The sequence below is a fragment of the Anaeromonas frigoriresistens genome (assembly GCF_016820655.1).
Lineage (GTDB): Bacteria > Bacillota > Clostridia > Tissierellales > SIT17 > Anaeromonas > Anaeromonas frigoriresistens.
Window position 1 is genome coordinate 18,433 of the sequence record NZ_WSFT01000036.1, and the last position, 22,349, is coordinate 40,781.

Sequence of the window (22,349 nt, forward strand, 5' to 3'; positions counted from 1 at the left end):
AAATTAATTTATGATGAAAAGGGGTTTTAGCATGAATAAACCAATATTATCTGCTCACTTTGAGTCAAGAAAACCATCAGCGGTTCGTCTTGCACAAATGAAATATGAAGAAAGAAAAATAAAGCCTGAAGCGGTTATTAACGTAGGTATTGGAAACGTTTCGCTACCAGCAAATAAAGCGATGCAAAAAAGAATGTTTGCCCTTGATGCACCAGACAGTCCGTTTGCTAATGGAGTTGTTAGATATACAACTACTGCTGGAACTCAAGAATGTCAAGATGCATTCAAAAACATACTAAAAAGTGAAGGCTTTGATACAAGTAAGCTTCACGTACAGGTTACAGATGGAGGATCTGCAGCAATGGAATTAATGCTAATTGGTGTATGTGGTCCAGCTGGAAGTGATGAAAAACCTTTACTTATGATTGACCCAGCATATACAAACTATATTTCTTTTGCTGAAAGAACTGGAAGAAAAACAGTTACTGTAAAACGTAACTTAAATGAAAATGGAAAGTTTACTCTTCCGGAGTTTGATAAAATCGAAGAAGTAATAAAAAAAGAAAAGCCAGGAGCATTATTAGTAATACCATATGACAATCCTACTGGCCAGATGTATGAATATGATTCGATGAAAGCTTTAGCAGAACTTTGCGTAAAGTATAATATGTGGATGGTAAGTGATGAAGCATATCGTGAACTTTATTATGGTGCTGATATACCATTAGTGAGTATTTGGGGAATAACTGATAAAGATGTTCCTGGAATTGAAGGTAGAAGAATTTGTATTGAAACAGCTTCTAAGGTATGGAATGCATGTGGCTTAAGAATTGGCGCATTAATTACTGATAGTGATGAATTTAATAATCGTTCCGTAGCAGAGTATACAGCTAATCTTTGTGCAAATGCTATTGGGCAGTATATTTTTGGAGCATTAGCTCATGAAAGCAAAGAAGGTATTATGGACTGGTGCCAAGAAATCAGAGAATATTATAGAGAACAAATATTGAAGGTATATAACGGATTAAAAGAACAAGAGCCTAGTCTTATTGTTTCAAGCCCAGATGCATCTATTTATACAGTTATAGATGTTAGAAATGTAGTAAAACCTGGATTTAATGCAAGTGATTTTGTATTATATTGTGCAGGTGAAGGGTCTGTAGATATAGATGGTGTTGAAACTACATTACTAGTAGCACCTATGAGCGGATTCTATGATATTAAAGAAGGTGAAGAAAACCCAGGAGATACACAATTTAGAGTTTCTTTTGTTGAAGAACCTGAAAAAATGGCTAAAATCCCTGAGTTATTTGTTAAATTACTTAGAAAATATGAATCACAGAGATAATTAATATAAGTATTTATTCCCCTAGTTAGGACTTATTAGTTTTAGCTAGGGGTTTTATATTAATGAAAAATATTTTAACTTTTTTAATTGTGGGGAGAGGTACTGAAATTAGTGAGTTGAGTATAATTAATTCACTATATATTTATACTAAAGAGAGAAAAGGTAAAGTACCTTTATCAATACAGTTATAGATATAAACCTATCTTAATATATGATAGAATGTATTAATTGGTACTTAAAAAAGGAGGATACATATGCAAAATTATAAGATGATGATAGCTTATGATGGTAGAAAATATACAGGATTTAATAAATCAAAAGGTAAATTAGAAAAGAGTATTCAAGGTAAGTTGGAATTAATACTGTCAAAGCTTTATGAAGAAGAAGTAGAGGTTATTGGTGCAGTTAGTACTGATGCTGGGGTACATGCAAAGGGACAAATTGTTAACTTTACAGCACCAGATAGGCGTCTAGATAAAAAGGAAATCTTTGATTATTTCGAAAAATATTTAACCGATGATATTATTATATTATCAATAGAAACTGTTGATGAGAGGTTTCATAGTAGATATCTAATGAAAAGTTTAACTTACGAGTATCGTTTATGGAAAAAAGATGCCCCAAATCGTCCGTTGTTTGAGAGACAATACGTTAACTTAATGAATCAAACAGTAGATGTGGCTAAAATGAAAAAAGCTGCAAACTACCTTGTAGGTGAACACGATTTCTTAGCATTTACTACTAATAAGAAAACAAAAAAATCAATTAAGAAGATATTTTCTCTAGATGTAAAAGAAACTAAACATGAGATTATTATTACTATGAGAGCAAACGGATTTTTATTATATATGGAAAGAATAATAGTAGGTACATTAATACAAATAGGTCTTGGTCAATTACCTATGAGTACAATTGAAAAGGCTTTTAAATCTAAGGATATGGATGATGTGGGTCATAAAGCTAGTGCAGGAGCTCTTTGTTTAATAAGTGTTGAATACTAGTCAATATAAAAGATTTTAACTGTTAAAACTATTATAATTATACAATCTTATCTAATTGATGAAAAGTCGCTCGCACACCCGTTACTTCAGTGATGGGTTAGAGCGACATTTTTTATGTAATTTAAAGGAACATTTGTTCCTAAAAGTATATACAATTAAGTTAAAACATGGTATAATATATGTAATAAATGTTAAATTAAAACAATAACAAGAAGGTGATTATATGCAGAAAGCTTTTAAATATAGAATATATCCAAATAAAGCACAAAAAGAATTAATACATAAGTCTATCGGATGTTCTAGGTTTGTATATAATCACTTTTTAGCTATCGCTAATGAAGAAGAATATCAAAGTTATAATAAATATAGCAAGAGACTAACTTCTTTAAAGAAGGAAAAACCGTTCTTGAAAGAAGTAGATAAGTTTGCTCTACAAAACAGTTTAAGAGCATTAGATGATAGTTTTAAGCGTTTCTTTAAAGGACAAAACAAAAGACCTGTTTTTAAGAATAAGAAAAAAGCTCATATGAGTTACAAGACTAGCCTAACCAACAACAATATCGAGGTAGGTGAAAATTATATTAAACTGCCTAAATTAAAGAAAGTTAGAGCTAGAATACATAGAGAATTTGAAGGACAGATCATTAATGCCACTATTTCCAGGACTCCTACGGATAAATATTATGTATCAGTCTGTGTAGAGGTAGATAAGCCGAAGGCTATGGAGAAGACTACGAATATGGTGGGATTAGATTTAGGTCTTAAAAGGTACTTAGTAACTTCCGAAGAAAAGATAATAGATAATCCTAGACATTTATCTAAGCATGAGGAAAAACTAGCTAAAGAACAAAGAAAGTTATCTAAGAAAAAGAAAGGCTCTAATAATTACAAAAAACAAAAAAGAAAAGTGGCTAAAATTCATGAGAAAGTTAAAAATGCTAGACAAGATTTTATCCACAAATTAAGCTACAGGCTAATTAGCGAAAACCAAGTTATTGCGGCCGAAAGCTTAAAGGTGAAGAATATGATAAAAAATAAAATACTAGCAAAACATATCTCTGATGCTGCTTGGGGTAAATTCACCTCTCAATTAGAATATAAAGCTGATTGGTACGGAAGGGATTATGTAAAAATAGATACTTTCTTCCCTAGTAGTCAAACTTGCTCAAAATGTAGGTATGTAAATAAAAAAGTTAAGAATTTAAAAATAAGAGAATGGCAATGTCCTGTCTGTGGCGAAAGCCACGATAGAGATATAAATGCTGCTAAAAATATAAAGGCCGAAGGCCTAAGAAATATATCGTAAGTATTATTTAGTAGGGTGGGGTCCACATCCGATTTTATGCCATAGGAGGCTCAAACAAGTCCTTGCTTTCATAGGAGGCGCAAGCCGTTGAAAAGGAAGCCCGTCACTTTAGTGATGGGAGGTTCACGACACACACATCTGGACTTAGTAGTGATTTTTCAGTAGTAGATCCTTATCTTATGCTTGGAAAACGTCTATGTACTCATGAAGAAGTGTTTAATACTTTTAAAGACATGCCTTTAGAATTTGAGCCAGGGGAAGGATGGAATTATTGCTATTTTGGATACTATCTACTGGGGGTTATAATTGAGAGGGTTACAGGGAAGTCCTACATAGAATTTATAAAAGAAAATATTTTTGAGCCTTTAGACATGAATGATAGTGGGATTGATGAGTATATTGAAATTCTTCCTAATAAAGCAAGTGGATATTATGTAAATGATAATAAATTAATATGCTGTGAAATAGATACAATGAGTACATTTTCAGCAGGAGCCATCTATTCAACAGTTGAGGATATGTTATTGTGGGATCAAGCTCTATACACAGAAAAGCTTGTATCAAAAGAGACCATAGATGAGATATTTACACCATGCAAAGAAGACTATGGCTATGGATGGGTTATAGATAAAAACCTTAATCGAAAAAGAGCTCGTCATAGTGGGGGAGGAAGCTGGGGTAATGGATTTAACCATCAAATACAGAGATACATAGACGATGAGGTTACTATTCTTGTATTAAGTAATTATGGATTTTCAAATTCCTTTAATATTAATGAAACCATTGCAAAAATAGTATTTAACGAGAACTATAGTATGCCATTAAAACCAGAAGCTTTTAAGCTGGACTTAAACATTTATGATAGTTATACAGGTCTGTATGAAGAAATGGGAGCAAAAGTGGAAGTAAAAAGGGATGGAGAAAAATTATATTTTGTACAAGAATTCGCAAAGCAAGGTGCCAAGTGGATAATGCCAATATACCCAATATCAGAAAATACATTCCATCACATTTGGATAGACCAGAAATATACCATTGAAAAAGATAATAATGGAGATCTGACTTTTGATGGAGTAAAGAAAATTTGTTAAAGGTTTTTTATAATCAAGAAAATCTTAGAACATTAGCTCCCCTCATAATAAACAGTTAAAATAATATAACTGTTTATTATGAGGGGAGTTCTTATTATGGGAAAAAAATCAAAAGGGTTAAAATTATATATACTATAATTAGAAAAACTTTAAAATAGAATATGGTTTTCTGTTAGTTTTGATTATTCTATAGAGTAATATAACTAAATGGTAGAAAACTGGTGATGAAAAGCATAAAAACCTTTCCATAGGGTATGAAAGTTTTGATAAATGAAGAATAAAGGAAGTGTAAAGACTATGGACTTTAGAGAAACTATTCTTAAGTATAAACCAATTAATGAACAAGAAACTAATGATAGAAAGGTAATTTTAGATTATATTGATAATTTTTATGAGAATATTTTAATAAGGGAAAATGAAATAGCACATATGACAAGTTCTGGATTGATTTTAAATAAATCTTTAGATAAAATACTGATGATTCATCATAATATATATAATACTTGGACCTGGACTGGAGGACATGCAGATGGTGATAGTGATATGCTTGAAGTAGCCCTTAAAGAAGCAAAAGAAGAAACTGGAGTTATAAATATATGGCCTCTAACAGATGACTTAGCTTCTATTGATATTATCCCAGTATATGGACATATTAAAAGGGGTAAATATGTATCATCACATCTTCACCTGAATACATCATATATCTTAATAGCAGATGAAGAAGATGAACTTATTATAAACAGAGATGAAACTAGTGGTGTTCACTGGATTGATATAAATAATCTAGACAAATATTCCAATGAACCATATTTAATAGATATATATAATAAAATTATAGAAAAGGCTAGACAAGTAAGATTATAATATTTAAAAGTGGAATAATAATAGAAGGATTTTAAACTAATAAGGTGAAATCATAAATAAGAGTAAAATTTGATAAATAGCAATAGCGACAACTAATGAAAATTTTATCCTAGTATTAAGGGAGAGATATAGATGAAAAAAAACAATAATAGTAGTAAATATAGGAATAAAGAGTATTCTCAAAAAAAGTCTGAACAAATAAGGTTAAATAAATTTATAAGTGAAACAGGAATTTGCTCTAGAAGAGAAGCTGATAAACTCATCGAACAGGGGAGAGTTACAATAAATGGTGCAAAACCAGAGCTAGGAACTAAGGTTACTTCAGAGGATGATGTAAAAGTAGATGGAAAATCTATAAAACCTAAAGAAAACAATGTTTATATAGCTTTTAATAAACCTGTAGGTATTATATGTACTACGGAGCATAAAGTTAAAGGCAATATTATAGACTTTATTAATTATCCAGAGAGGATTTTCCCCATCGGTCGACTAGATAAACCTTCAGAAGGACTTATATTTTTAACCAATGATGGAGATATAGTCAATAAAATTCTTCGTGCTGGTAATTATCATGAAAAGGAATATATTGTTACTGTTGATAAGCCTATAACCCCTGAATTTATTCGAAAAATGGGAAACGGAATCCCTATTTTAAATACTGTAACGCAGAAATGTTTTGTAAAGAAAGAAAGTAAATTCGTGTTTAGTATAATTTTAACGCAAGGATTAAATAGACAAATAAGAAGGATGTGCGAGTATTTAGGATACAATGTTAAAAAGCTTAAACGAGTACGAATTATGAACGTAACCTTAGATAATTTACCTGTAGGAAAATGGCGTTATTTAACTAAGGAAGAAATGAAGACTATAAATAACTCAGTTTCCAATTCAATCAAGACTAAAGAAGGTTCTCAGTTATAATAGATAGAATGTATTGAATATTATGATAGACAAGGCTAGTAAATAGGAGTTAATCATGTTAGTATATTAAAAGAACTTGAAGAAAAACTGGGTAATTAAAAACCAAAAAGATGATATCAAGATAATATACAAAAATATCAACTAAGAGAGATTTGTCAGTTGGACAAGACTATGATAGGATATAAGCCTATAAAGTAGCTAACAACAATGAATGGAGGAAATGACATTATGCATGACTTACCAAATTGCCCAAAATGTAATTCGGAATATACATATGAGGATGGACTTCTTCTTATTTGTCCAGAGTGTGCCCATGAATGGACTTTAGAATTAGAAAATGAAAAGAATGAAGATGATAAAGTCATTAGAGATTCAAATGGGAATGAATTAAATGATGGTGATTCTGTAACAGTAATTAAAGATCTTAAAGTAAAAGGAAGTTCTTCAGCTATAAAAATGGGAACAAAAGTTAAGAATATAAGATTAGTTGATGGAGACCATAATATTGATTGTAAGATAGATGGTTTTGGAGCTATGAAGTTAAAATCTGAGTTTGTTAAAAAGATATAAATAAGTTAGATGAAGCTAGGCATTAGGCCTAGTTTTTATATCTTAATAGAGTTTAAAGAGCTATTTTTAGAAATATTAATCAAGAAATAAATTTCAGAAGATTCAAACAAAACATTGACACTGAAAATCTATTTAAATATAATTATAATTAAGTGAAAAGAGGGAGTGCTAATTAATGATTATATTAGGTCTTAATTCTTTAAAAAACTGAATATTATCTGGATAAAATATTAGCTATCATATAGGAGATAGACTATTATATTTTGATTGAAAAAATTCAGAGGGGGAAGATTAAGAACTACTAAAAGATGCATACCTTAATTTAAGAAATATTAATATGCCTAGTTATACTCAATTTTATATGTTAAAAGTATTATAATAGGTGTATTTTTAAACCAGAAAATTCATAATTAAATATTAAGATATTAAGGATTGTAAGTGAAGGTATGTTCATTTACAATCTTTTTTTTGAAAAAATATAGGGGTTGGAGGGAAGAAATATGAAAAAAGAAGTTGAAGATTTAAAAACAGTTCAAGAAGAGATAAAAGATGTCTTGATTAAACTTCAAGAGGGATATACCAAAAGAGATATTAATCTAATTGATGAATATGTAGATCCATTAATATCTACTGATAGCAATGTATTTGCAGTTGGCACCGCTGATGATGAATGGTGCTTTGGATGGAAAGAGGTGAAGGAATTAATAGAATCTGACTGGGAGTATTGGGGAGATTTAGTATTTGATATAGAAAATATGGTGTTTTCTACCCAGGGAGATACAGCTTGGTTAATTACCAGGGCTTCAGTTAGTTATGAGTTTGGAGAAAGTCAGGAAACCTATGAAAGATATTTAGATGCATGTAAAGATTTTTTAGAGAATAAAGATGAAGACAAAGACTTATCTTCTCTATCTAAGATAACAAAAATTAATTATTTACTAGCTTCTCTTATGGGCAATAGAAAGGAATCGAAAAGAGCATATAAATGGCCTGCAAGGTTTTCGGGAGTATTAGTAAAGGTAGAAGAAAAGTGGGTATTCAAATACATGCAATTTTCCATGACAAATCCATCTAGATATCCTGATATTAGATTTATTAATGAAGACGAATATAAAGAAAAATTTAAAGATCTAAAAGCTAAAATGCTAATATTTAAAGAAAATTGTATCTCCACTGAAACTAAGGATATTGAAGAATTACTTATAAACTTTCAAAAGGTATATTTAGAAAATACTTATTCAACGAAAGATATCCTTACTAACTTCTTTGAAAGAAGAGAAGATGTTTTACTAGTTGGCCCAGAAGAAATGTGGCATAAAGGAGAATCAGAGGTTCGTGAATTCATACAAGACAATAGACGAAAATGGGATCAAATGTCTATAGGCATAGATGAAGCTATTATCAGTATAAACGATGATGTAGCATGGGTCACTACTAATGGGCTAGCTAGAAAAAGGCTAAGTATTGAAGATGCCTGTAATAGAGAAATAGATATTATTAAAGGTATATTTAATTATAATATTTCGGGAAGAGATAAGGTATTTAAGATTCAAAGGGATATAAGTATACTCCTTAAAGAAATATCCAAAGGAGAAGAATTCTTTTGGCCTTTTAGATTAGAAGGAGTATTGTTAAAAAAAGATGGAAGATGGCTAATTCATACATTACAAATTTCCTATCCATTTATGATGATATTAGAAGGCAAATATGACTAGAAAAAAATGTTTTATTATTAAAAATAATACTTTTAAATGAGGAGTGTGGAAAATGAAAATAGAATTTCTGACACAAGAAAGAGTAGAAGATTTTGTGGGGTATTGCAAGAAGCATAAAAGCGAGGTAGATGAATCATTTTTATATGATGAAGATTTAGAGGATTTTAAAGCAGATGAAGAAAATCCTACTTATATATTTACTAATGAACAGGGAAAAATAATAGCAGCTGCTTCTCTTATAATTGATGAATACAATAGACTAGGAAAAAAAGCTAGATTTAGAATATTTCATTCAGAGATTGAGGATTTTCAATATTTTAACATGCTTATGAAAGAAATACTAAAGCATACAGATGGACTAGAGAAGTTAGTTATCTTTATTCCTCTAGTAAATAAAAAATTAATGAAGGTTTTTGAAGAATTGGATTTTTTAATTGAGAGATATTCATTTCTATTAGTAAGAGAGGATTTAAGTATTCCTCAATTTACATTACCAAAGGGCTATGAAATCAGGGCTTTTAGACCAGGATTAGATGAGGAAGTATGGTGTGATATAAGAAATAAAGGCTTTGCGAAGCTTAAAGGAAGCGAAACTCCTATTACTCCTCATATTGTAACTCAGATGATGTCTGAGAAGGATTACATAAAAGAGGGCACAATGATACTGTATCATAATAAAAGGCCTGTAGGAATAGTTAGAGGATCTGATGATGAATATGAAGGCTCACCCATTATGAATATAGGACCCCTGGCTATCATACCAGAGTATCAAGGAAAGGGTTTGGGAAGGAGTTTGTTAAGAGCATCATTAAATATAGCTAACGAAAAAGGATATGATAGAACAATACTTTGTGTAAATGGAGAAAATGTAAGGGCAAAGGATTTATATATTCAAGAAGGATTTAAACAAGTAGAAGAAGTTGTATGCTTTAAATATGATATTAAGATGAAGTAAGTATTTTAAGGACAGTGAATTAATAAATAACAATAAAAATCTCAAGGGTATTTAAATAATGTCCTTGAGATTTTTTATAAAATTTAAAAGAACATGAACATAGATAGACAATTCTATGTTAAAATCAAATTGAAATGGAGGTTTTAAATATGAGTGAATATAAGTCTAACAATAAGTCATGTTGAAGTACAGATACTCCATCTTCCCGGAGGGAAGAAGTAAAAATTGAATCAACTAAAGAAGAAAAGTATGATAAGTCATTATATAAAGATATTAGTCATTTGATTGAAGGATATATATCTACACCTATAGGTGATATTAAAAAAATAAAAACTTATTTATCAAAAAAAGATATTTTACAGGATATTCATACAAGGATAAAAATTAAGAGAGATGATTTTAGAATAGAAACAGGAGTATATGCTATTGGAGATCCTGATAAAACTTCCCCAGTATTAATAACTGCAAACTATAAGCTCACCTTTGATAAGCTAAGAAAGGAACTTCAAAATCTAAATCTTTGGATTTTAGTAATAGATACTAAAGGAATTAATGTATGGTGTGCTGCTGGTAAAGGAACTTTTGGAACAGAAGAAATCATAAATAAAGTAGTACAAACGAAATTAGTAGAAATAGTAGCTCATAAAAATTTGATGCTTCCTCAGTTAGGAGCTCCAGGGGTTTCAGCTCACACAATAAAAAAATACACAGGGTTTAAAGTGATATATGGCCCAGTTAGAGCTGAAGATATACCAGAATTCTTAGCAACAGGATATAAAGCCACAGAAGAAATGAGAAAGGTAGAATTTAATCTATACGATAGATTAGTTTTAACACCTCTAGAACTAATAATAAGTCTTAGGTATTTTATTATGATACCTATATTATTATTTATCTTAAATCTTATTAGTGGACAGGACTTAGGAATTGAAAAGGTATTAAACTTAACTATACTAGAAAGCATACCTTATTTAGGTGCATTTATTATAGGAACTTTGGTAGTACCATTACTTTTACCTATAATACCTTTTAGATCTTTTTCTCTAAAAGGAGTAGTAATAGGTATTATATGGTCAATGGTAACTGCTTATATAAGAAACATGCTGATGTTGGACTTTCAATGGATAATTCTAATAGCAAACGGATTAATATTGACCTCAATAATAACAGTATTAAGCTTAAACTTTACAGGATCATCTACTTATACTTCATTTTCTGGAGTTATGAAGGAAACAGTATGGACATATCCATTTGTGATTTTAGCATCATTAATAGGAGTAATGTCAATGATTGTTGGGAAGATAGGGGATAGACTATTATGAGACATAAATACTTAAAGAATGTAGCAACTATAGAGTTAGATATAGAAAAGTGTATAGGATGTAAAATGTGTATAAATGTATGTCCTCATCAGGTTCTTACTATAAAAGATAAGAAAGCTTTTATTCAGAATAAAGACTATTGTATAGAATGTGGGGCTTGTGATAAAAACTGTCCTGTTGATGCTATTATGGTTAAATCAGGAGTTGGCTGAGCATATGCCATATTAAAAGGTAAGCTCACTGGAAGTGAGCCAAATTGTTGTTAGGAATTACAACTTAAAAATCTATTCCTATAAAATAGGGGGTAAATTACCATATGTATAAAAAAATAATTATAGATAAAAGTGAAATAAAAGGATTAAGAAACAAAGACAAAAAAATGAGAATGTTGATAGATTCTATTGGAGAAATAGATAGAGAATATATACCTGACTCATTTATTGCATTAGTTAACAGTATAGTATTTCAACAATTAGCATATAAAGCAGCTATTTCTATATGGAATAGATTTGAAGAATTCATAGGTGAAATTACTCCAGAGAATATACTTAATACTAGATTTGAAGACTTGAGGAAATGTGGACTTTCAACGACAAAAATTCATTATATAAATAATATCGCTAATGCTGTAAAAAGTGAAGAATTAGATTTTAGTAATTTCTCTAATCTTTCAGATGAAGAGATCATAGAAAAACTTGTAAAGATTAAAGGTATAGGAGTTTGGACAGCAGAAATGTTTCTTATATTTTCACTAAATAGAAAGGACGTCATGAGCTATAAAGATTTAGGCCTTAGAAAAGGAGTTCAATGGCTATATAATATGAAGAAAGAACCTACTAAGGAGCAATTTGAAAAGTATAAAAAGAAATTTTCACCTTATAATACTTTAGCCTCTTTCTATTTATGGGAAATTACCATTAATAATTATTTCAAATACGATAATATAGAAAAAGTTAACTTGAAAAATAACGTAGCATATATGGAGTCGTCTATAGGAATTATTGAGATTCAGTCTTATGAGGGAAAAATAATAAGCTTAGACTTTGTAAAGGAAAGGAAATATGATGAAACATTAGAACCTGTTTTAGAAGAAGCAAAGAAACAGCTAAGGGACTATTTTGATGGTAAAAGAAAGGCTTTTGATTTGCCTTTGAAAATAAATGGCACAGAATTTCAAAATAAAGTTTGGGTTGAACTTACAAAAATTCCTTATGGAGAAACCCAATCCTACAAAGATATAGCAATATGGATAGGAAATAAAAATGCAAGTAGAGCAATAGGAAATGCAAATAATAAAAATAAAATAGCTATTATTATACCATGTCATAGAGTGGTAGGGAGTAATGGAAAATTGATAGGGTATGAAGGTGGATTATGGCGAAAAAAATGGCTTTTAGAACATGAAGAAAGACATTTTTAAAAAATAGTATGAGCCGGTGACTATAGTCACTGGCTCGAATTATTATGGTTGATTAATATTATATTTTAAACTTCTTAACCATATCATTTAACTTAGCTGATAGTCCAGATAATAGATTAGCATTTTCAGAAAGATTCTCCACAGAACTATACTGTTGTTGAACTGAAGCCGCGGTTTCTTCTGTACTAGCAGAGTTCTCCTCTGAAATAGATGCTATATTTTGGACTCCTGAACTTATCTCTTTACTATTAGACTCAATATTATCTAGACTATCAGTTACATTTTCTATTTTATCTATCATTTGTGTTATTTCTGAACTTATATTATTAAAATACTCGCCGGAGACTGTAATTTGAAGGGTTCCTTTTTGAACTTGATCATATGTACTGTCTAGGGATTCTGTTACTAACTTAGATTCGTGCTGCATATTTCTGATTATTTCAGATATCTCAATAGCAGATTTACTTACTTGTTCAGATAAGTTTCTTATCTCTTCTGATACCACTGAAAATCCTCTACCTGCTTCTCCAGCTCGAGCAGCTTCAATAGCAGCATTTAAAGCTAAAAGGTTGGTTTGGTCAGAAATATCATTAATCACTTGGACTAATTTAGATATTTCTTGTGACTTTATATCTAAATTCTTAACTTTTTCCACTGAGTTATTTACTTGCTCATTTATTATCGCCATTTGATTAATTGATTTTTTCATTTCCTGTATACCTTCATTTGAAGCTTTAAAAACAACTTGAGAAGAGTCTGCTAATATTTTCCCTTCATAATTAGCTTTTCCTATAAGCTTATCAAGGTTTTGTACAGAATTTGATATTGATGTAGAAGAACTAGCCTGATCTTCTGATCCAACAGCCATTTCTTGCATAGTTACAGCTATTTGCTCACTACCCTTTTTGATTTCTATACTAGCGGTATTTAGGCTATTACTTTGAATATCTATTTCTTTCGATGTATGTAATGTTTCTTCAATCATATGTTTAAGATTATATATCATAGAATTCATTGAAGTAGCTAATTGTCCTAGCTCATCTTTTCTCTTAATATTGAACTCTTCTCTTAAATCTCCTTGGGCAACTTTCTCTGTTTTGTTTCTAAGAACAATAAGAGGATTTGCAATATTACGAGCGATAAAAATGGAGATTACAATAACCCCTAATAAGGTTAATGCTCCTAATAATAAATTGAAATCTCTTATTCCTTGAACAGATTGTAGCGCAATTTCTGTGGGCTCACTTACAATTAGACCCCATGAAAAACCTTTGAAGTCTTTATATCCATTACTCTTTACATATCCTATAATCCCTTCTTTTCCTGTAAAATCATTTCCTTTGAAATATCCAAAGTCTCCATTTTCAAGTTTATCAAGCTTTTGGTATATATCTGATCCATCATCTACCTTGCTTTCATTGGAATCAGTAGTTGTACTAGCTCCTGAAACCGTATCAGCTATTTCAGTTTCATCATTTTTTAGTAGTTTAACAGATGCTCCATTACTAGCGCTATTATTAACAATTGACCATATGATTTCAAAATTAAAAGAACCTTATATTACTCCAATACTTTGACCTTTTTCATTTTTTATGGCAATATTTATTGGCATAACATACTTTTCTAGTGTTTCATCGTATTCTAAATCTTTAAAGGATATACCCTCATTAAATGCTTCATTCCACCACTCCTCATCTTTAAAAGTATTAGTAGATACATCATTTGTTCCAAGATTAATTATATAACCATTTTTATCAGTAATAAAAAGTGATGAGAAGTAACTTGACTGTTTTATTACCTTATTAAGATATTTTTCAACTTCAATATTATTTGTTGTTGCGTCTTCATTTTCAGATGATGATTGATCTTGTACTGTATTAGAAGATATTGATTCAATAGCACCTATAATCGAAGGTGATATACTAATAGATTCAAGATCTTTTATCCTTTCATACATTAATTGATCAATTTTTTCCATATGCATAACTGCATAATTTTCTACCTTTGCTCCCACTTCATCTTCTAGTGACTTAGCTGAATTATTATAAGCAAAAGCTCCCATTAACATGTTATTTTTTTGTCATGATTAAAAATTTATGTAATTATTGAAGGAATGGACTATAGAAGAAAGGGCAGGGGAGCTATTAGACATTGTTTATATGCATTATTACAAACAATTAAGAATACATACATAGGAATAAAAAGTGTAGATGATTCTGTGAGAGAGTTTGCTAGAGGAGTTGTTATGACTCCCATGCAAATATTATTTATGTTAATTTACCACTATCTTTTCCGGTAATAAATAATGGAACCTTAGAAGAGGATCCGCGGGATGTAGTAAAAGAGTTTTTTAGAAATAAAGGATTAATTGATTAGAATATCTAAAATAATAATAGAAAGTATCCTAAAGGATACTTTCTATTATTATTTTAGATAAAATTAAATTGAACTTTTTTATAAATGTAATACTCTTATATATGAAAGAGAGGTGGGAGTTTGGAAACTAAGATACTGGTGAAAAAAGCCAAGACTGGAGATAAAGATGCATTAGTTGAATTAATTATGAAGGAGAAATCCAATTATTATAAACTTGCATTTTTATATTTAAAAAATAAGGAAGATTCATTAGATGCAATGGAAGATATGATTGTAATATTATATGAAAACATTTATAAGCTAAAAAAGAATGATTCTTTCTATAGCTGGAGTAAAACTATATTGGTAAATTGTTGTAAAAAAATTATTAAACAACGGAAAAAAACTGTTTCAATAGACTCTATTAAAGAGCAGTCATATAAAGAAAATTATGAACAAAGAGAGAATAAGATTCTATTAGAAAAATATTTATCACAGCTAGGAGAAAAATATCAAGAGGTGATTAAATTAAGATATTTTTTAGATTTAGAATATAAAGTAATAGCAGAAATATTAAAAATACCCTTAGGTACAGTAAAATCTCGAATATCTTATGGCCTTAATAAATTACAAGCTAAAATTGGAGGTGAGAATATTGAATAATATAGAAGATATGTTTAAGGATATAAAGAAAGACTTAGATGATATAGATGTGCCAAACAACTTAGAGAATAGATTAAATAAAGCACTAGAGGACAAGGTAATGAAAAAGAAAAGAAAAAATAGATTAGGTAAAATTGTAGCTGTATTTTTAGTGTTTTTGTTAATTGGATTTAATTTTGATGCTTTAGCTTTTTATGGTAAAAAAATATTAGGTTATGACAATGTTATGAATGGAGCCCTAAAAGAACTTAATGATGCAGGAAAAGGTCAAATTATAAATAAGAGCTATACTTTTAAAAATGGTGTCTCAGTAATATTAGATGGAATAATGATAGATGAGACACAACTATTAGCATTTTATACAATAGAAGATCCCAGTGGAAAAGATATGATACCAAGATTTGAATTAAAAGGACTAGTAAAAGAGTACTTTCCAGAAGGTGGATACGGAAAATATAATGATGAAAGAACTATAATAAAATATATACAGAGTTTTGACCCTCCCCATTTCTATGAAAGATCTTTGAAGTTCAATATTCATTTATATAATGAGGATATTAATGAAACAGGAGAAATAAAATTTAAAATTGATAGAGATAAAGCCATGGGACATACTCTAAAGAATTCAATTAATAAAACCATTGAAATGGAAAGAGAAAATATTCACTTTGATTCGATATTGGCTTCTCCTACTCGTACTGTAATAAAAGGGTCTATACAAAATATATTTGAACTTGCCAAAGATGTTATAAATAATGATAGATTAAGACCAAATAATATAGAAACAAAGTTATATGCTAATGGAAAGGAAATGAAATATCAAGGTGGTGGCATGAGTACAGATCATAAAGGTATAACCTTTCATAAAGAGTATGATCCATTGCCAGAAAATCTAAAATCTTTAAAATTAGAATTAGTTAGTTTTTCTGGAGATCATGATATAAACAAAGTTATAGATGTTGATATAAATGAAAAAGAACAAAAAATAGACATTATAGGTCAGGGGATAGTTATAAATGAGATAGATAAAAGAAACGAAGAAACTTTAATTACTATTACAACAGAAGAAAATACAATTCTCACTAAAGTATATCTGATAATAGATGGTGAAACGGTAGAGTTAGAGGAAACATTTAATAACAACTATAAAAAGTTAAAGAATGGAGAAGTACTTCATACTAGAACATTGAAATTTCACGGAGTGGGAGAAAAATATAAATTAGAAATAAAAAGAATGACTTATTCTAAAGAATACAATAAGACAATAGATATACCAATAGAATAGATTATTGATTAAACTAGATATCAAATTTAGATATCTAGTGTTTTTTATCCTAGGTAGATACTAGTCATAAATATTCAGATTTCTCAATATATAAGTATTGGGGTTTCAATTGGAATTAGGGAGTAAAGCTCCTTTGCTTCACTAGAATACATTCTCACACAGCCATTGCTAACAGCCTTTCCTATAGACCAAGGTTTATTTGTTCCATGTATTCCATAAATACCATAAGGAACACTGAGTTGCATAAAATAGCCTCCAAACTGTCTTCCCCATAGAGCTTTTTTAATAATTTTCCAGCTTCCTTTAGGGGTAGGAGTACTAGGCTTACCAACAGCTATATCATAATGCTTTTGAACTATATTATTTTTAAGTAATTTTAAGATCTTTTTATTAGTAACGACCTCTATAGAATATGGATTTTCTGGCATTAATATCACCTCTATATAATATATGAAAGTGAGATATAAAGTGCTACAGAATTAAGATATAAAAGTTTTATAATGCATACTTTTTATTAATAATGATAATATAGGGTATTTATTAAGTTGAGGTTAAATATTTAACCAAAATGTAATATAACAAAGGAAAGGGGCCAAAACGCCTATAGTTGAAATAGTACTGTAATATAGATTGTAATAGTTCAGAAAAATATTACAAAAAAGAGATTTTATGTACAAAATTTATGGACTCATTTATTAGGATGAAGGCATGTAAATAAGCGGTATAGGCAGGAAAAGTAAATATATAATATTAAATAAATTATTAAATATTTACTTTTGGTGATTATATACCTTCAAAGGCTCCGTTACGACATTTTAATATTATTAGCAACAATTGTAATTGCTATTTATAACTGTATCTTGTAGAATATCTTTAGTATTAACATAAATTTTACAAACATGTAGAAATAAGAGGGGATATTATGAAATTGAATTTAAGAGGGTTAGTACCCAACATAAAAAATAATATAATTTTAATACTCTTGATTGTAGGGGGTATTTTTAATGACCTAGCACTAAGAGCAATGACTATAGGAGATGTAGTTTATTGGAAGCCAATTGTGACTAGTATACCTATGATTATATTTGCTAGTATACTAGCTTTATTCCTATCATACAAAAATAGGAATTATATCTATATAACTTTATCAATATACTTTGGAGTATTAAATGGTATGAATTATATGTATTATAAGCATTATAATTCTTTTTTATCATTTTCATTATTAAAGCAACTTTCTCAAGTTAGAGAGATGGGAGATAGTGTACTTAAGACATTAGATCCTAGAGTGTTAATCTTTGCTATCCCAACAGTTATATTAATTATAACGATAATAAGGTTAAATAAAGCGAACTTTTTTGAAAAAATAGAAAGTAAAAGAAGTAAAATAGAATTTGTAACACCACTAGTAATAGGAATAGCAATTTTATATTTTGTATCTACTACTCTAACAGGTACAGATAAGAGTCGTATAATAAAACAATGGAATAGACCTTATTTAGTAGAACAATTAGGAATATACTCTTATACAACTGCTGATTTTGTTAAAAACTTAGCTTCTAATAACCATAAAATATCGGAAGAAGAAACAGAAGAAGTATCAGTGGTTTTAGAAGATTTAGTAGATGGAAATCTAAATACTGAAACTGTTAATGAATATTCAGATATATTTAAAGGAAGAGATATATATGTAATCCACTATGAAAGTGCTCAGGCCTTTGCTATGGACCAAGAATTTGAAGATGGCCCAGTAACACCATTCTTAAATAAAATGGCATCTGAAGGATTATATTTTAATAATTTTTACCCTCAACATTCAGTAGGAACAAGTAGTGATACAGAATTTACTTTTAACACATCACTATTACCTATAAACAATGGAACAGTATTTATGACTCATGCAAATAGGGAATATGTATCATTACAGAAATTATTAAAACAAGAAGGCTATTACTCAATGAGTATGCATGGGAACAATGGTGACTTTTGGAATAGGAATATGATGCATAAAACATTAGGTTATGATAGATTTTTTAGTAAAAATGATTATGTTATAGATGAAGAGATAGGATTAGGATTGAGTGATAAATCTTTCTTTAGACAATCAATTGAAAAGATAAAAGAAACTAAAGAACAGCAAAATAGTCCAGTAATATCTACATTAATAACTCTTACAAACCATTATCCTTTTGATGATGTAGATAAATATGGAGAATTTAATGTAGGACATTTAGAAGGAACTGATATAGGGAATTATCTTAAATCATTCCACTATGCTGATGAAGCTTTACAAACCTTTATAGAAGGCATGGATCAAGAGGGACTATTAGATAATGCTATAGTTGTTCTATATGGGGATCATCATGCTAAAATATCTAAATCAGATTATGAAAAAGTATATAACTATGATGAAACTACAGAGGATTACTATAATGAAGAAGATCCACAATATACTGCTATCAATGGAGTATATAAAGAGCAATTAAAAAGAACACCATTTATTATATGGTCTAAAGATAAAAAAATAAATGAAACTATAAATACACCTATGGGTATGGTGGATGCCTTGCCTACACTTTCAAATATGTTAGGAATTTTAAACCCATATCAATTAGGGGTAGATATGATGTCAGTAAAAGAAAATACGGTTGTTTTTCCAGATGGAGATTGGTTAAATAGTAATCACTATTACTCAGCATCATCATCAAAGCTTTATAGTTTTAATAACGATGAAGTTATTGAAGATCCTGATTTAATTGCCACAAATCATATGATTGATGAAAAAATAGAATTATCAAATAATATTATTCAAAACGACTTAATTAGATTCTTCAATGGACTATTAGCTCAAAACAAAGTTTTAACACCAGAACAAAGATCTATAATGTATACCGAACCAAATATATAATAACAGAGTGGCTCCCATGTAGAGCCACTTTTTTTATTTTAAATTGACTTATTTAAAGCCTTATGATTAAATCGAAATTATGAATAGATATTTTATATATATTAACAATATATATGAGATAAGAAAATTAAAAGGAGAAGGAGAAGGATTTATGGAAATTAAAATAATTCACGAAGATTCCCATATAATTGTAGCAGAGAAACCACCTAAAGTGCCTTCACAAGAAGATAAAAGCGGAGATGTGAGTATGCTTTTATTCTTAGAAAATAATTTAAAAGTAAAATATCCAAAAATAAAGAAACCTTATATCGGATTAGTACATAGATTAGATCGTCCTACGGGAGGAGTCATGGTATTTGCAAAAACCAAAGAGGCAAATGCTTATTTATCAGAGCAAATACGAGAAAAACAATTACAGAAATCCTATTATGCTGTTATATGTGGAAAACCTGATAATTATAAAGGAGAGTTAAGAAATTATTTACAAAGATTAAAAACTGTTAATATGTCAAAGGTAGTTAAAGAAAAAACAAAAAAATCTAAGGAAGCAATTTTAGAATATGAAGTAGTACAGAGCATAGAAACAGAGGAATTTGGTCTATTAACTCTTGTGAAGATTGATTTAAAGACAGGAAGACATCATCAAATAAGGGTTCAATTTTCCCATGTTAACCTACCTTTATGGGGAGATACTAAATATAACAAAAGCTTTGTAAAAAGAAGTGGTTGGACTCAAATAGCCCTGTGGGCTTCTAGGTTGTCATTTAAACATCCTAAAGATAAAAAAACCTATACATATATATCAAAACCAAAGGATCAATATCCCTTCAATCTATTCCAATATTAAAATAAGAAAAGGGAGTTTACTCCCTTTTCTTATTTACTTATATCATATTGTTCAGGCCATTGTATATCATATCCTAATTCTTGGGATGAATGAAGAGGCCAGTACGGATTTCTAAGGAGTGCTCTTCCTAGATAAACTAAATCAGCCCTCTCATTTTGTATAATTTCTTCTGCCATTTGAGGTGAAGTTATTAATCCTCCAGCAATAACAGGAAGTGAAGTAATGTTCTTAATAATTTCTGCATATTTAATCTGATATCCAGGATAAGGATTTATTTCTGCAGGAGCTACTCCTCCTGAGCTCACATTTACTATATCTATCCCTGAGTTTTTAACTCTCCCTAATATATTTCCTAAATCTTTTGAATGATTTCCTTCCTCTAAATAATCTTCAGCAGAAACTCTAACCATGAGGGGTTTATCCTCAGGCCATACAGTTCTTACCTCTTCAATTATTTCTTTTAAGAATCTACCTCTATTTTCAAAATTACCACCATATTCATCTGTACGTTTATTAGATAGAGGAGATAAAAATTCACTTATGAGATAGCCATGGGCTCCATGGATTTCTATAATATCAAAACCAGCCTCTTTAGCCCGGGAAGCTCCTTTTTTAAAAGCATTAATAACCTCTTTTATATCATCCTTAGTCATTTCATTTGGTGTACCATATTTATCATTATAGGCTATAGAGCTAGGAGCAATAATCTCTTCTGAATCTACAGCACATTTTCTACCGGCATGGGCTAATTGAATACCTATTTTAGCATCATATTTATGAGAGAGATCTACAATGTTTTTTAGTCCCTCTACATGGGAATCATCCCAGATACCTAAATCACCATCAGAAATTCTCCCACGGCTTTCCACTGCAGTAGCTTCTATTAATATTAATCCAACTCCTCCAATTGCACGGCTAGTATAATGAGTATAATGCCAGTCATTGGCATAGCCATCTTTATTAGCACTATACATACACATTGGAGCCATTACTATACGATTTTTTAGATTTAAATCTTTAATTTTTATACTTGAAAACAAATTAGACATAAAAAAACCCCTTTCTAATATTATAAATTTTACCCATATCTAAAGAATACCCTAAAATCTATTATTTAATAGTGTATTAAAACCTATTATATTAATAAATATTAGGTATAAGATAAATAGTTGTGAACAAATAACTATAATATTATACAATATATATTGAAAGATAAGAGGTGATAGAGTGTATGATAGAGTTATTAACTTATTAAAAGAAGCTAATGTAGAATATAATAGGTACAAGCATCAGCCAATACTAGACTATGATACTGCTAAAGAAGTAAAAGATAAATATAATCTATCTGGTGTAGAAAGTAAGAGTCTATTTATAAAATCAAAATCTGATGAATACTATATATTCATCACAGTAGAAAATAAAAAAATGGATTCAAAAAGAGTTAAAAAATTAATAGGAGAGAAGGTATCTATTGCATCTGGAGAGGAATTACTTAAAAAGACCGGGTGTATACCCGGGTGTGCATCTCCCTTTGGATATGATAAAGATATTTCAATTATTGTGGATAGGGAAATATTTAATTATAATAAATTTCTATTTTCTCCCGGTATTGCAGAAATAACAATTCAAATAAAGTCAGAGGATTTAAGAAAAATTCTTGAGGTATCTAATAATAACGTAATATATTATTAAAAGAAGCATTAGTACATTCTTATATTTCTTTTTATTAGAAATATATCCTAGTATGATATACAATATTATCATAGATTAATACAAAG

General features: G+C 29.5%; 22 protein-coding genes and 1 pseudogene. 19 read left to right on the forward strand and 4 right to left on the reverse strand.

Going from position 1 to position 22,349, the window contains the following annotated elements; translation table 11 throughout:
- Positions 1-31 precede the first annotated feature (31 nt).
- The 13 genes and pseudogenes from GOQ27_RS08570 to GOQ27_RS17475 all read left to right on the forward strand — a co-directional run bounded on the left by GOQ27_RS08570 (position 32) and on the right by GOQ27_RS17475 (position 12,513).
- Positions 32-1,348, forward strand: a complete 1,317-nt coding sequence (locus GOQ27_RS08570) for a pyridoxal phosphate-dependent aminotransferase (protein ID WP_203366440.1) — start codon at positions 32-34, stop codon at positions 1,346-1,348.
- Positions 1,349-1,410: 62 nt separating this feature from the next.
- On the forward strand, positions 1,411-1,539 hold the full coding sequence (locus tag GOQ27_RS17325) for a hypothetical protein (RefSeq protein ID WP_286673020.1): 129 nt from the start codon (positions 1,411-1,413) through the stop codon (positions 1,537-1,539).
- Positions 1,540-1,602: 63 nt separating this feature from the next.
- Positions 1,603-2,349: a tRNA pseudouridine(38-40) synthase TruA gene (gene truA / locus GOQ27_RS08575; RefSeq protein ID WP_203366441.1), complete on the forward strand. Its 747-nt coding sequence runs from the start codon at positions 1,603-1,605 to the stop codon at positions 2,347-2,349.
- Positions 2,350-2,572: 223 nt separating this feature from the next.
- Positions 2,573-3,655: an IS200/IS605 family element RNA-guided endonuclease TnpB gene (gene tnpB, locus GOQ27_RS08580; protein ID WP_203366442.1), complete on the forward strand. Its 1,083-nt coding sequence runs from the start codon at positions 2,573-2,575 to the stop codon at positions 3,653-3,655.
- Between the two features lie 140 nt (positions 3,656-3,795).
- Positions 3,796-4,746: pseudogene (locus tag GOQ27_RS08585) on the forward strand (serine hydrolase domain-containing protein); the annotation flags it as partial.
- Between the two features lie 270 nt (positions 4,747-5,016).
- Positions 5,017-5,610 carry an NUDIX hydrolase gene (locus GOQ27_RS08590; protein WP_484477112.1) on the forward strand — a complete coding sequence of 198 codons (594 nt, stop codon included), beginning with the start codon at positions 5,017-5,019 and terminating at the stop codon, positions 5,608-5,610.
- 132 nt (positions 5,611-5,742) lie between these two features.
- Positions 5,743-6,531 carry a 23S rRNA pseudouridine(2604) synthase RluF gene (rluF, locus tag GOQ27_RS08595; protein WP_203366443.1) on the forward strand — a complete coding sequence of 263 codons (789 nt, stop codon included), beginning with the start codon at positions 5,743-5,745 and terminating at the stop codon, positions 6,529-6,531.
- A 228-nt stretch (positions 6,532-6,759) separates the two neighbouring features.
- Positions 6,760-7,101 carry a zinc ribbon domain-containing protein YjdM gene (locus GOQ27_RS08600; RefSeq protein WP_203366444.1) on the forward strand — a complete coding sequence of 114 codons (342 nt, stop codon included), beginning with the start codon at positions 6,760-6,762 and terminating at the stop codon, positions 7,099-7,101.
- 500 nt (positions 7,102-7,601) lie between these two features.
- Entirely contained in the window at positions 7,602-8,816 is a 1,215-nt protein-coding gene (locus tag GOQ27_RS08605) for a Cif family virulence factor (RefSeq protein WP_203366445.1), read from the forward strand.
- 52 nt (positions 8,817-8,868) lie between these two features.
- Entirely contained in the window at positions 8,869-9,771 is a 903-nt protein-coding gene (locus GOQ27_RS08610) for a GNAT family N-acetyltransferase (RefSeq protein ID WP_203366446.1), read from the forward strand.
- Positions 9,772-9,920: 149 nt separating this feature from the next.
- Entirely contained in the window at positions 9,921-11,093 is a 1,173-nt protein-coding gene (gene hgcA / locus GOQ27_RS08615; RefSeq protein ID WP_264175411.1) for a mercury methylation corrinoid protein HgcA, read from the forward strand.
- Positions 11,090-11,305, forward strand: a complete 216-nt coding sequence (gene hgcB / locus GOQ27_RS08620; protein ID WP_203366448.1) for a mercury methylation ferredoxin HgcB — start codon at positions 11,090-11,092, stop codon at positions 11,303-11,305. The genes hgcA and hgcB overlap by 4 nt, the downstream gene beginning before the upstream one ends.
- A gap of 104 nt (positions 11,306-11,409) precedes the next feature.
- Entirely contained in the window at positions 11,410-12,513 is a 1,104-nt protein-coding gene (locus tag GOQ27_RS17475; protein ID WP_203366449.1) for a methylated-DNA--[protein]-cysteine S-methyltransferase, read from the forward strand.
- A gap of 58 nt (positions 12,514-12,571) precedes the next feature.
- On the opposite strand, the gene GOQ27_RS17480 is transcribed toward GOQ27_RS17475, so the two are convergent.
- On the reverse strand, positions 12,572-13,825 hold the full coding sequence (locus tag GOQ27_RS17480; RefSeq protein ID WP_350445897.1) for a methyl-accepting chemotaxis protein: 1,254 nt from the start codon (positions 13,823-13,825) through the stop codon (positions 12,572-12,574).
- Here GOQ27_RS17480 and GOQ27_RS16970 point away from each other — a divergent pair.
- Complete coding sequence (locus tag GOQ27_RS16970) at positions 13,749-14,090, forward strand: hypothetical protein (protein ID WP_207751288.1); 342 nt, start codon at positions 13,749-13,751, stop codon at positions 14,088-14,090. The genes GOQ27_RS17480 and GOQ27_RS16970 overlap by 77 nt on opposite strands.
- Here the strand turns inward: GOQ27_RS16970 and GOQ27_RS08640 are convergent.
- Positions 14,069-14,575, reverse strand: a complete 507-nt coding sequence (locus GOQ27_RS08640; RefSeq protein WP_203366451.1) for a PDC sensor domain-containing protein — start codon at positions 14,573-14,575, stop codon at positions 14,069-14,071. The genes GOQ27_RS16970 and GOQ27_RS08640 overlap by 22 nt on opposite strands.
- Before the next feature lie 434 nt (positions 14,576-15,009).
- On the opposite strand from GOQ27_RS08640, the gene GOQ27_RS08645 reads away from it, so the two are divergent.
- Together GOQ27_RS08645 and GOQ27_RS08650 are read left to right on the forward strand one after the other, a co-directional pair.
- Positions 15,010-15,531, forward strand: coding sequence for an RNA polymerase sigma factor (locus GOQ27_RS08645; RefSeq protein ID WP_203366452.1), 522 nt, complete (start codon positions 15,010-15,012; stop codon positions 15,529-15,531).
- Positions 15,524-16,816, forward strand: coding sequence for a DUF4179 domain-containing protein (locus GOQ27_RS08650; RefSeq protein ID WP_203366453.1), 1,293 nt, complete (start codon positions 15,524-15,526; stop codon positions 16,814-16,816). The genes GOQ27_RS08645 and GOQ27_RS08650 overlap by 8 nt, the downstream gene beginning before the upstream one ends.
- A gap of 83 nt (positions 16,817-16,899) precedes the next feature.
- Here the strand turns inward: GOQ27_RS08650 and GOQ27_RS08655 are convergent, their stop codons facing one another.
- Positions 16,900-17,244 (reverse strand): L,D-transpeptidase, encoded by a 345-nt coding sequence (locus GOQ27_RS08655; protein WP_203366454.1) that lies wholly within the window; start codon positions 17,242-17,244, stop codon positions 16,900-16,902.
- Positions 17,245-17,738: 494 nt separating this feature from the next.
- Here GOQ27_RS08655 and GOQ27_RS08660 point away from each other — a divergent pair, with 494 nt between their 5' ends.
- Positions 17,739-19,724, forward strand: coding sequence for an LTA synthase family protein (locus GOQ27_RS08660; protein ID WP_203366455.1), 1,986 nt, complete (start codon positions 17,739-17,741; stop codon positions 19,722-19,724).
- A 151-nt stretch (positions 19,725-19,875) separates the two neighbouring features.
- Entirely contained in the window at positions 19,876-20,571 is a 696-nt protein-coding gene (locus GOQ27_RS08665; RefSeq protein ID WP_203366456.1) for an RluA family pseudouridine synthase, read from the forward strand.
- A 29-nt stretch (positions 20,572-20,600) separates the two neighbouring features.
- On the opposite strand, the gene namA is transcribed toward GOQ27_RS08665, so the two are convergent.
- A complete protein-coding gene (gene namA / locus GOQ27_RS08670) occupies positions 20,601-21,620 on the reverse strand; it encodes an NADPH dehydrogenase NamA (protein WP_203366457.1) in 1,020 nt (339 codons plus the stop codon).
- A gap of 178 nt (positions 21,621-21,798) precedes the next feature.
- On the opposite strand from namA, the gene GOQ27_RS08675 reads away from it, so the two are divergent.
- On the forward strand, positions 21,799-22,263 hold the full coding sequence (locus tag GOQ27_RS08675; RefSeq protein WP_203366458.1) for a YbaK/EbsC family protein: 465 nt from the start codon (positions 21,799-21,801) through the stop codon (positions 22,261-22,263).
- The last annotated feature ends 86 nt before the right edge of the window (positions 22,264-22,349 follow it).

What these genes read in the sequence shown, in the direction of transcription:
- GOQ27_RS08570 (WP_203366440.1), top strand. Translation starts at nt 32, where the DNA reads ATGAATAAACCAATATTATCTGCTCACTTTGAGTCAAGAAAACCATCA.
- GOQ27_RS17325 (WP_286673020.1), top strand. Translation starts at nt 1,411, where the DNA reads ATGAAAAATATTTTAACTTTTTTAATTGTGGGGAGAGGTACTGAAATT.
- truA (WP_203366441.1), top strand. Translation starts at nt 1,603, where the DNA reads ATGCAAAATTATAAGATGATGATAGCTTATGATGGTAGAAAATATACA.
- tnpB (WP_203366442.1), top strand. Translation starts at nt 2,573, where the DNA reads ATGCAGAAAGCTTTTAAATATAGAATATATCCAAATAAAGCACAAAAA.
- GOQ27_RS08590 (WP_484477112.1), top strand. Translation starts at nt 5,017, where the DNA reads ATGAAGAATAAAGGAAGTGTAAAGACTATGGACTTTAGAGAAACTATT.
- rluF (WP_203366443.1), top strand. Translation starts at nt 5,743, where the DNA reads ATGAAAAAAAACAATAATAGTAGTAAATATAGGAATAAAGAGTATTCT.
- GOQ27_RS08600 (WP_203366444.1), top strand. Translation starts at nt 6,760, where the DNA reads ATGCATGACTTACCAAATTGCCCAAAATGTAATTCGGAATATACATAT.
- GOQ27_RS08605 (WP_203366445.1), top strand. Translation starts at nt 7,602, where the DNA reads ATGAAAAAAGAAGTTGAAGATTTAAAAACAGTTCAAGAAGAGATAAAA.
- GOQ27_RS08610 (WP_203366446.1), top strand. Translation starts at nt 8,869, where the DNA reads ATGAAAATAGAATTTCTGACACAAGAAAGAGTAGAAGATTTTGTGGGG.
- hgcB (WP_203366448.1), top strand. Translation starts at nt 11,090, where the DNA reads ATGAGACATAAATACTTAAAGAATGTAGCAACTATAGAGTTAGATATA.
- GOQ27_RS17475 (WP_203366449.1), top strand. Translation starts at nt 11,410, where the DNA reads ATGTATAAAAAAATAATTATAGATAAAAGTGAAATAAAAGGATTAAGA.
- GOQ27_RS08640 (WP_203366451.1), bottom strand. Translation starts at nt 14,575, where the DNA reads ATGGGAGCTTTTGCTTATAATAATTCAGCTAAGTCACTAGAAGATGAA.
- GOQ27_RS08655 (WP_203366454.1), bottom strand. Translation starts at nt 17,244, where the DNA reads ATGCCAGAAAATCCATATTCTATAGAGGTCGTTACTAATAAAAAGATC.
- GOQ27_RS08660 (WP_203366455.1), top strand. Translation starts at nt 17,739, where the DNA reads ATGAAATTGAATTTAAGAGGGTTAGTACCCAACATAAAAAATAATATA.
- GOQ27_RS08665 (WP_203366456.1), top strand. Translation starts at nt 19,876, where the DNA reads ATGGAAATTAAAATAATTCACGAAGATTCCCATATAATTGTAGCAGAG.
- namA (WP_203366457.1), bottom strand. Translation starts at nt 21,620, where the DNA reads ATGTCTAATTTGTTTTCAAGTATAAAAATTAAAGATTTAAATCTAAAA.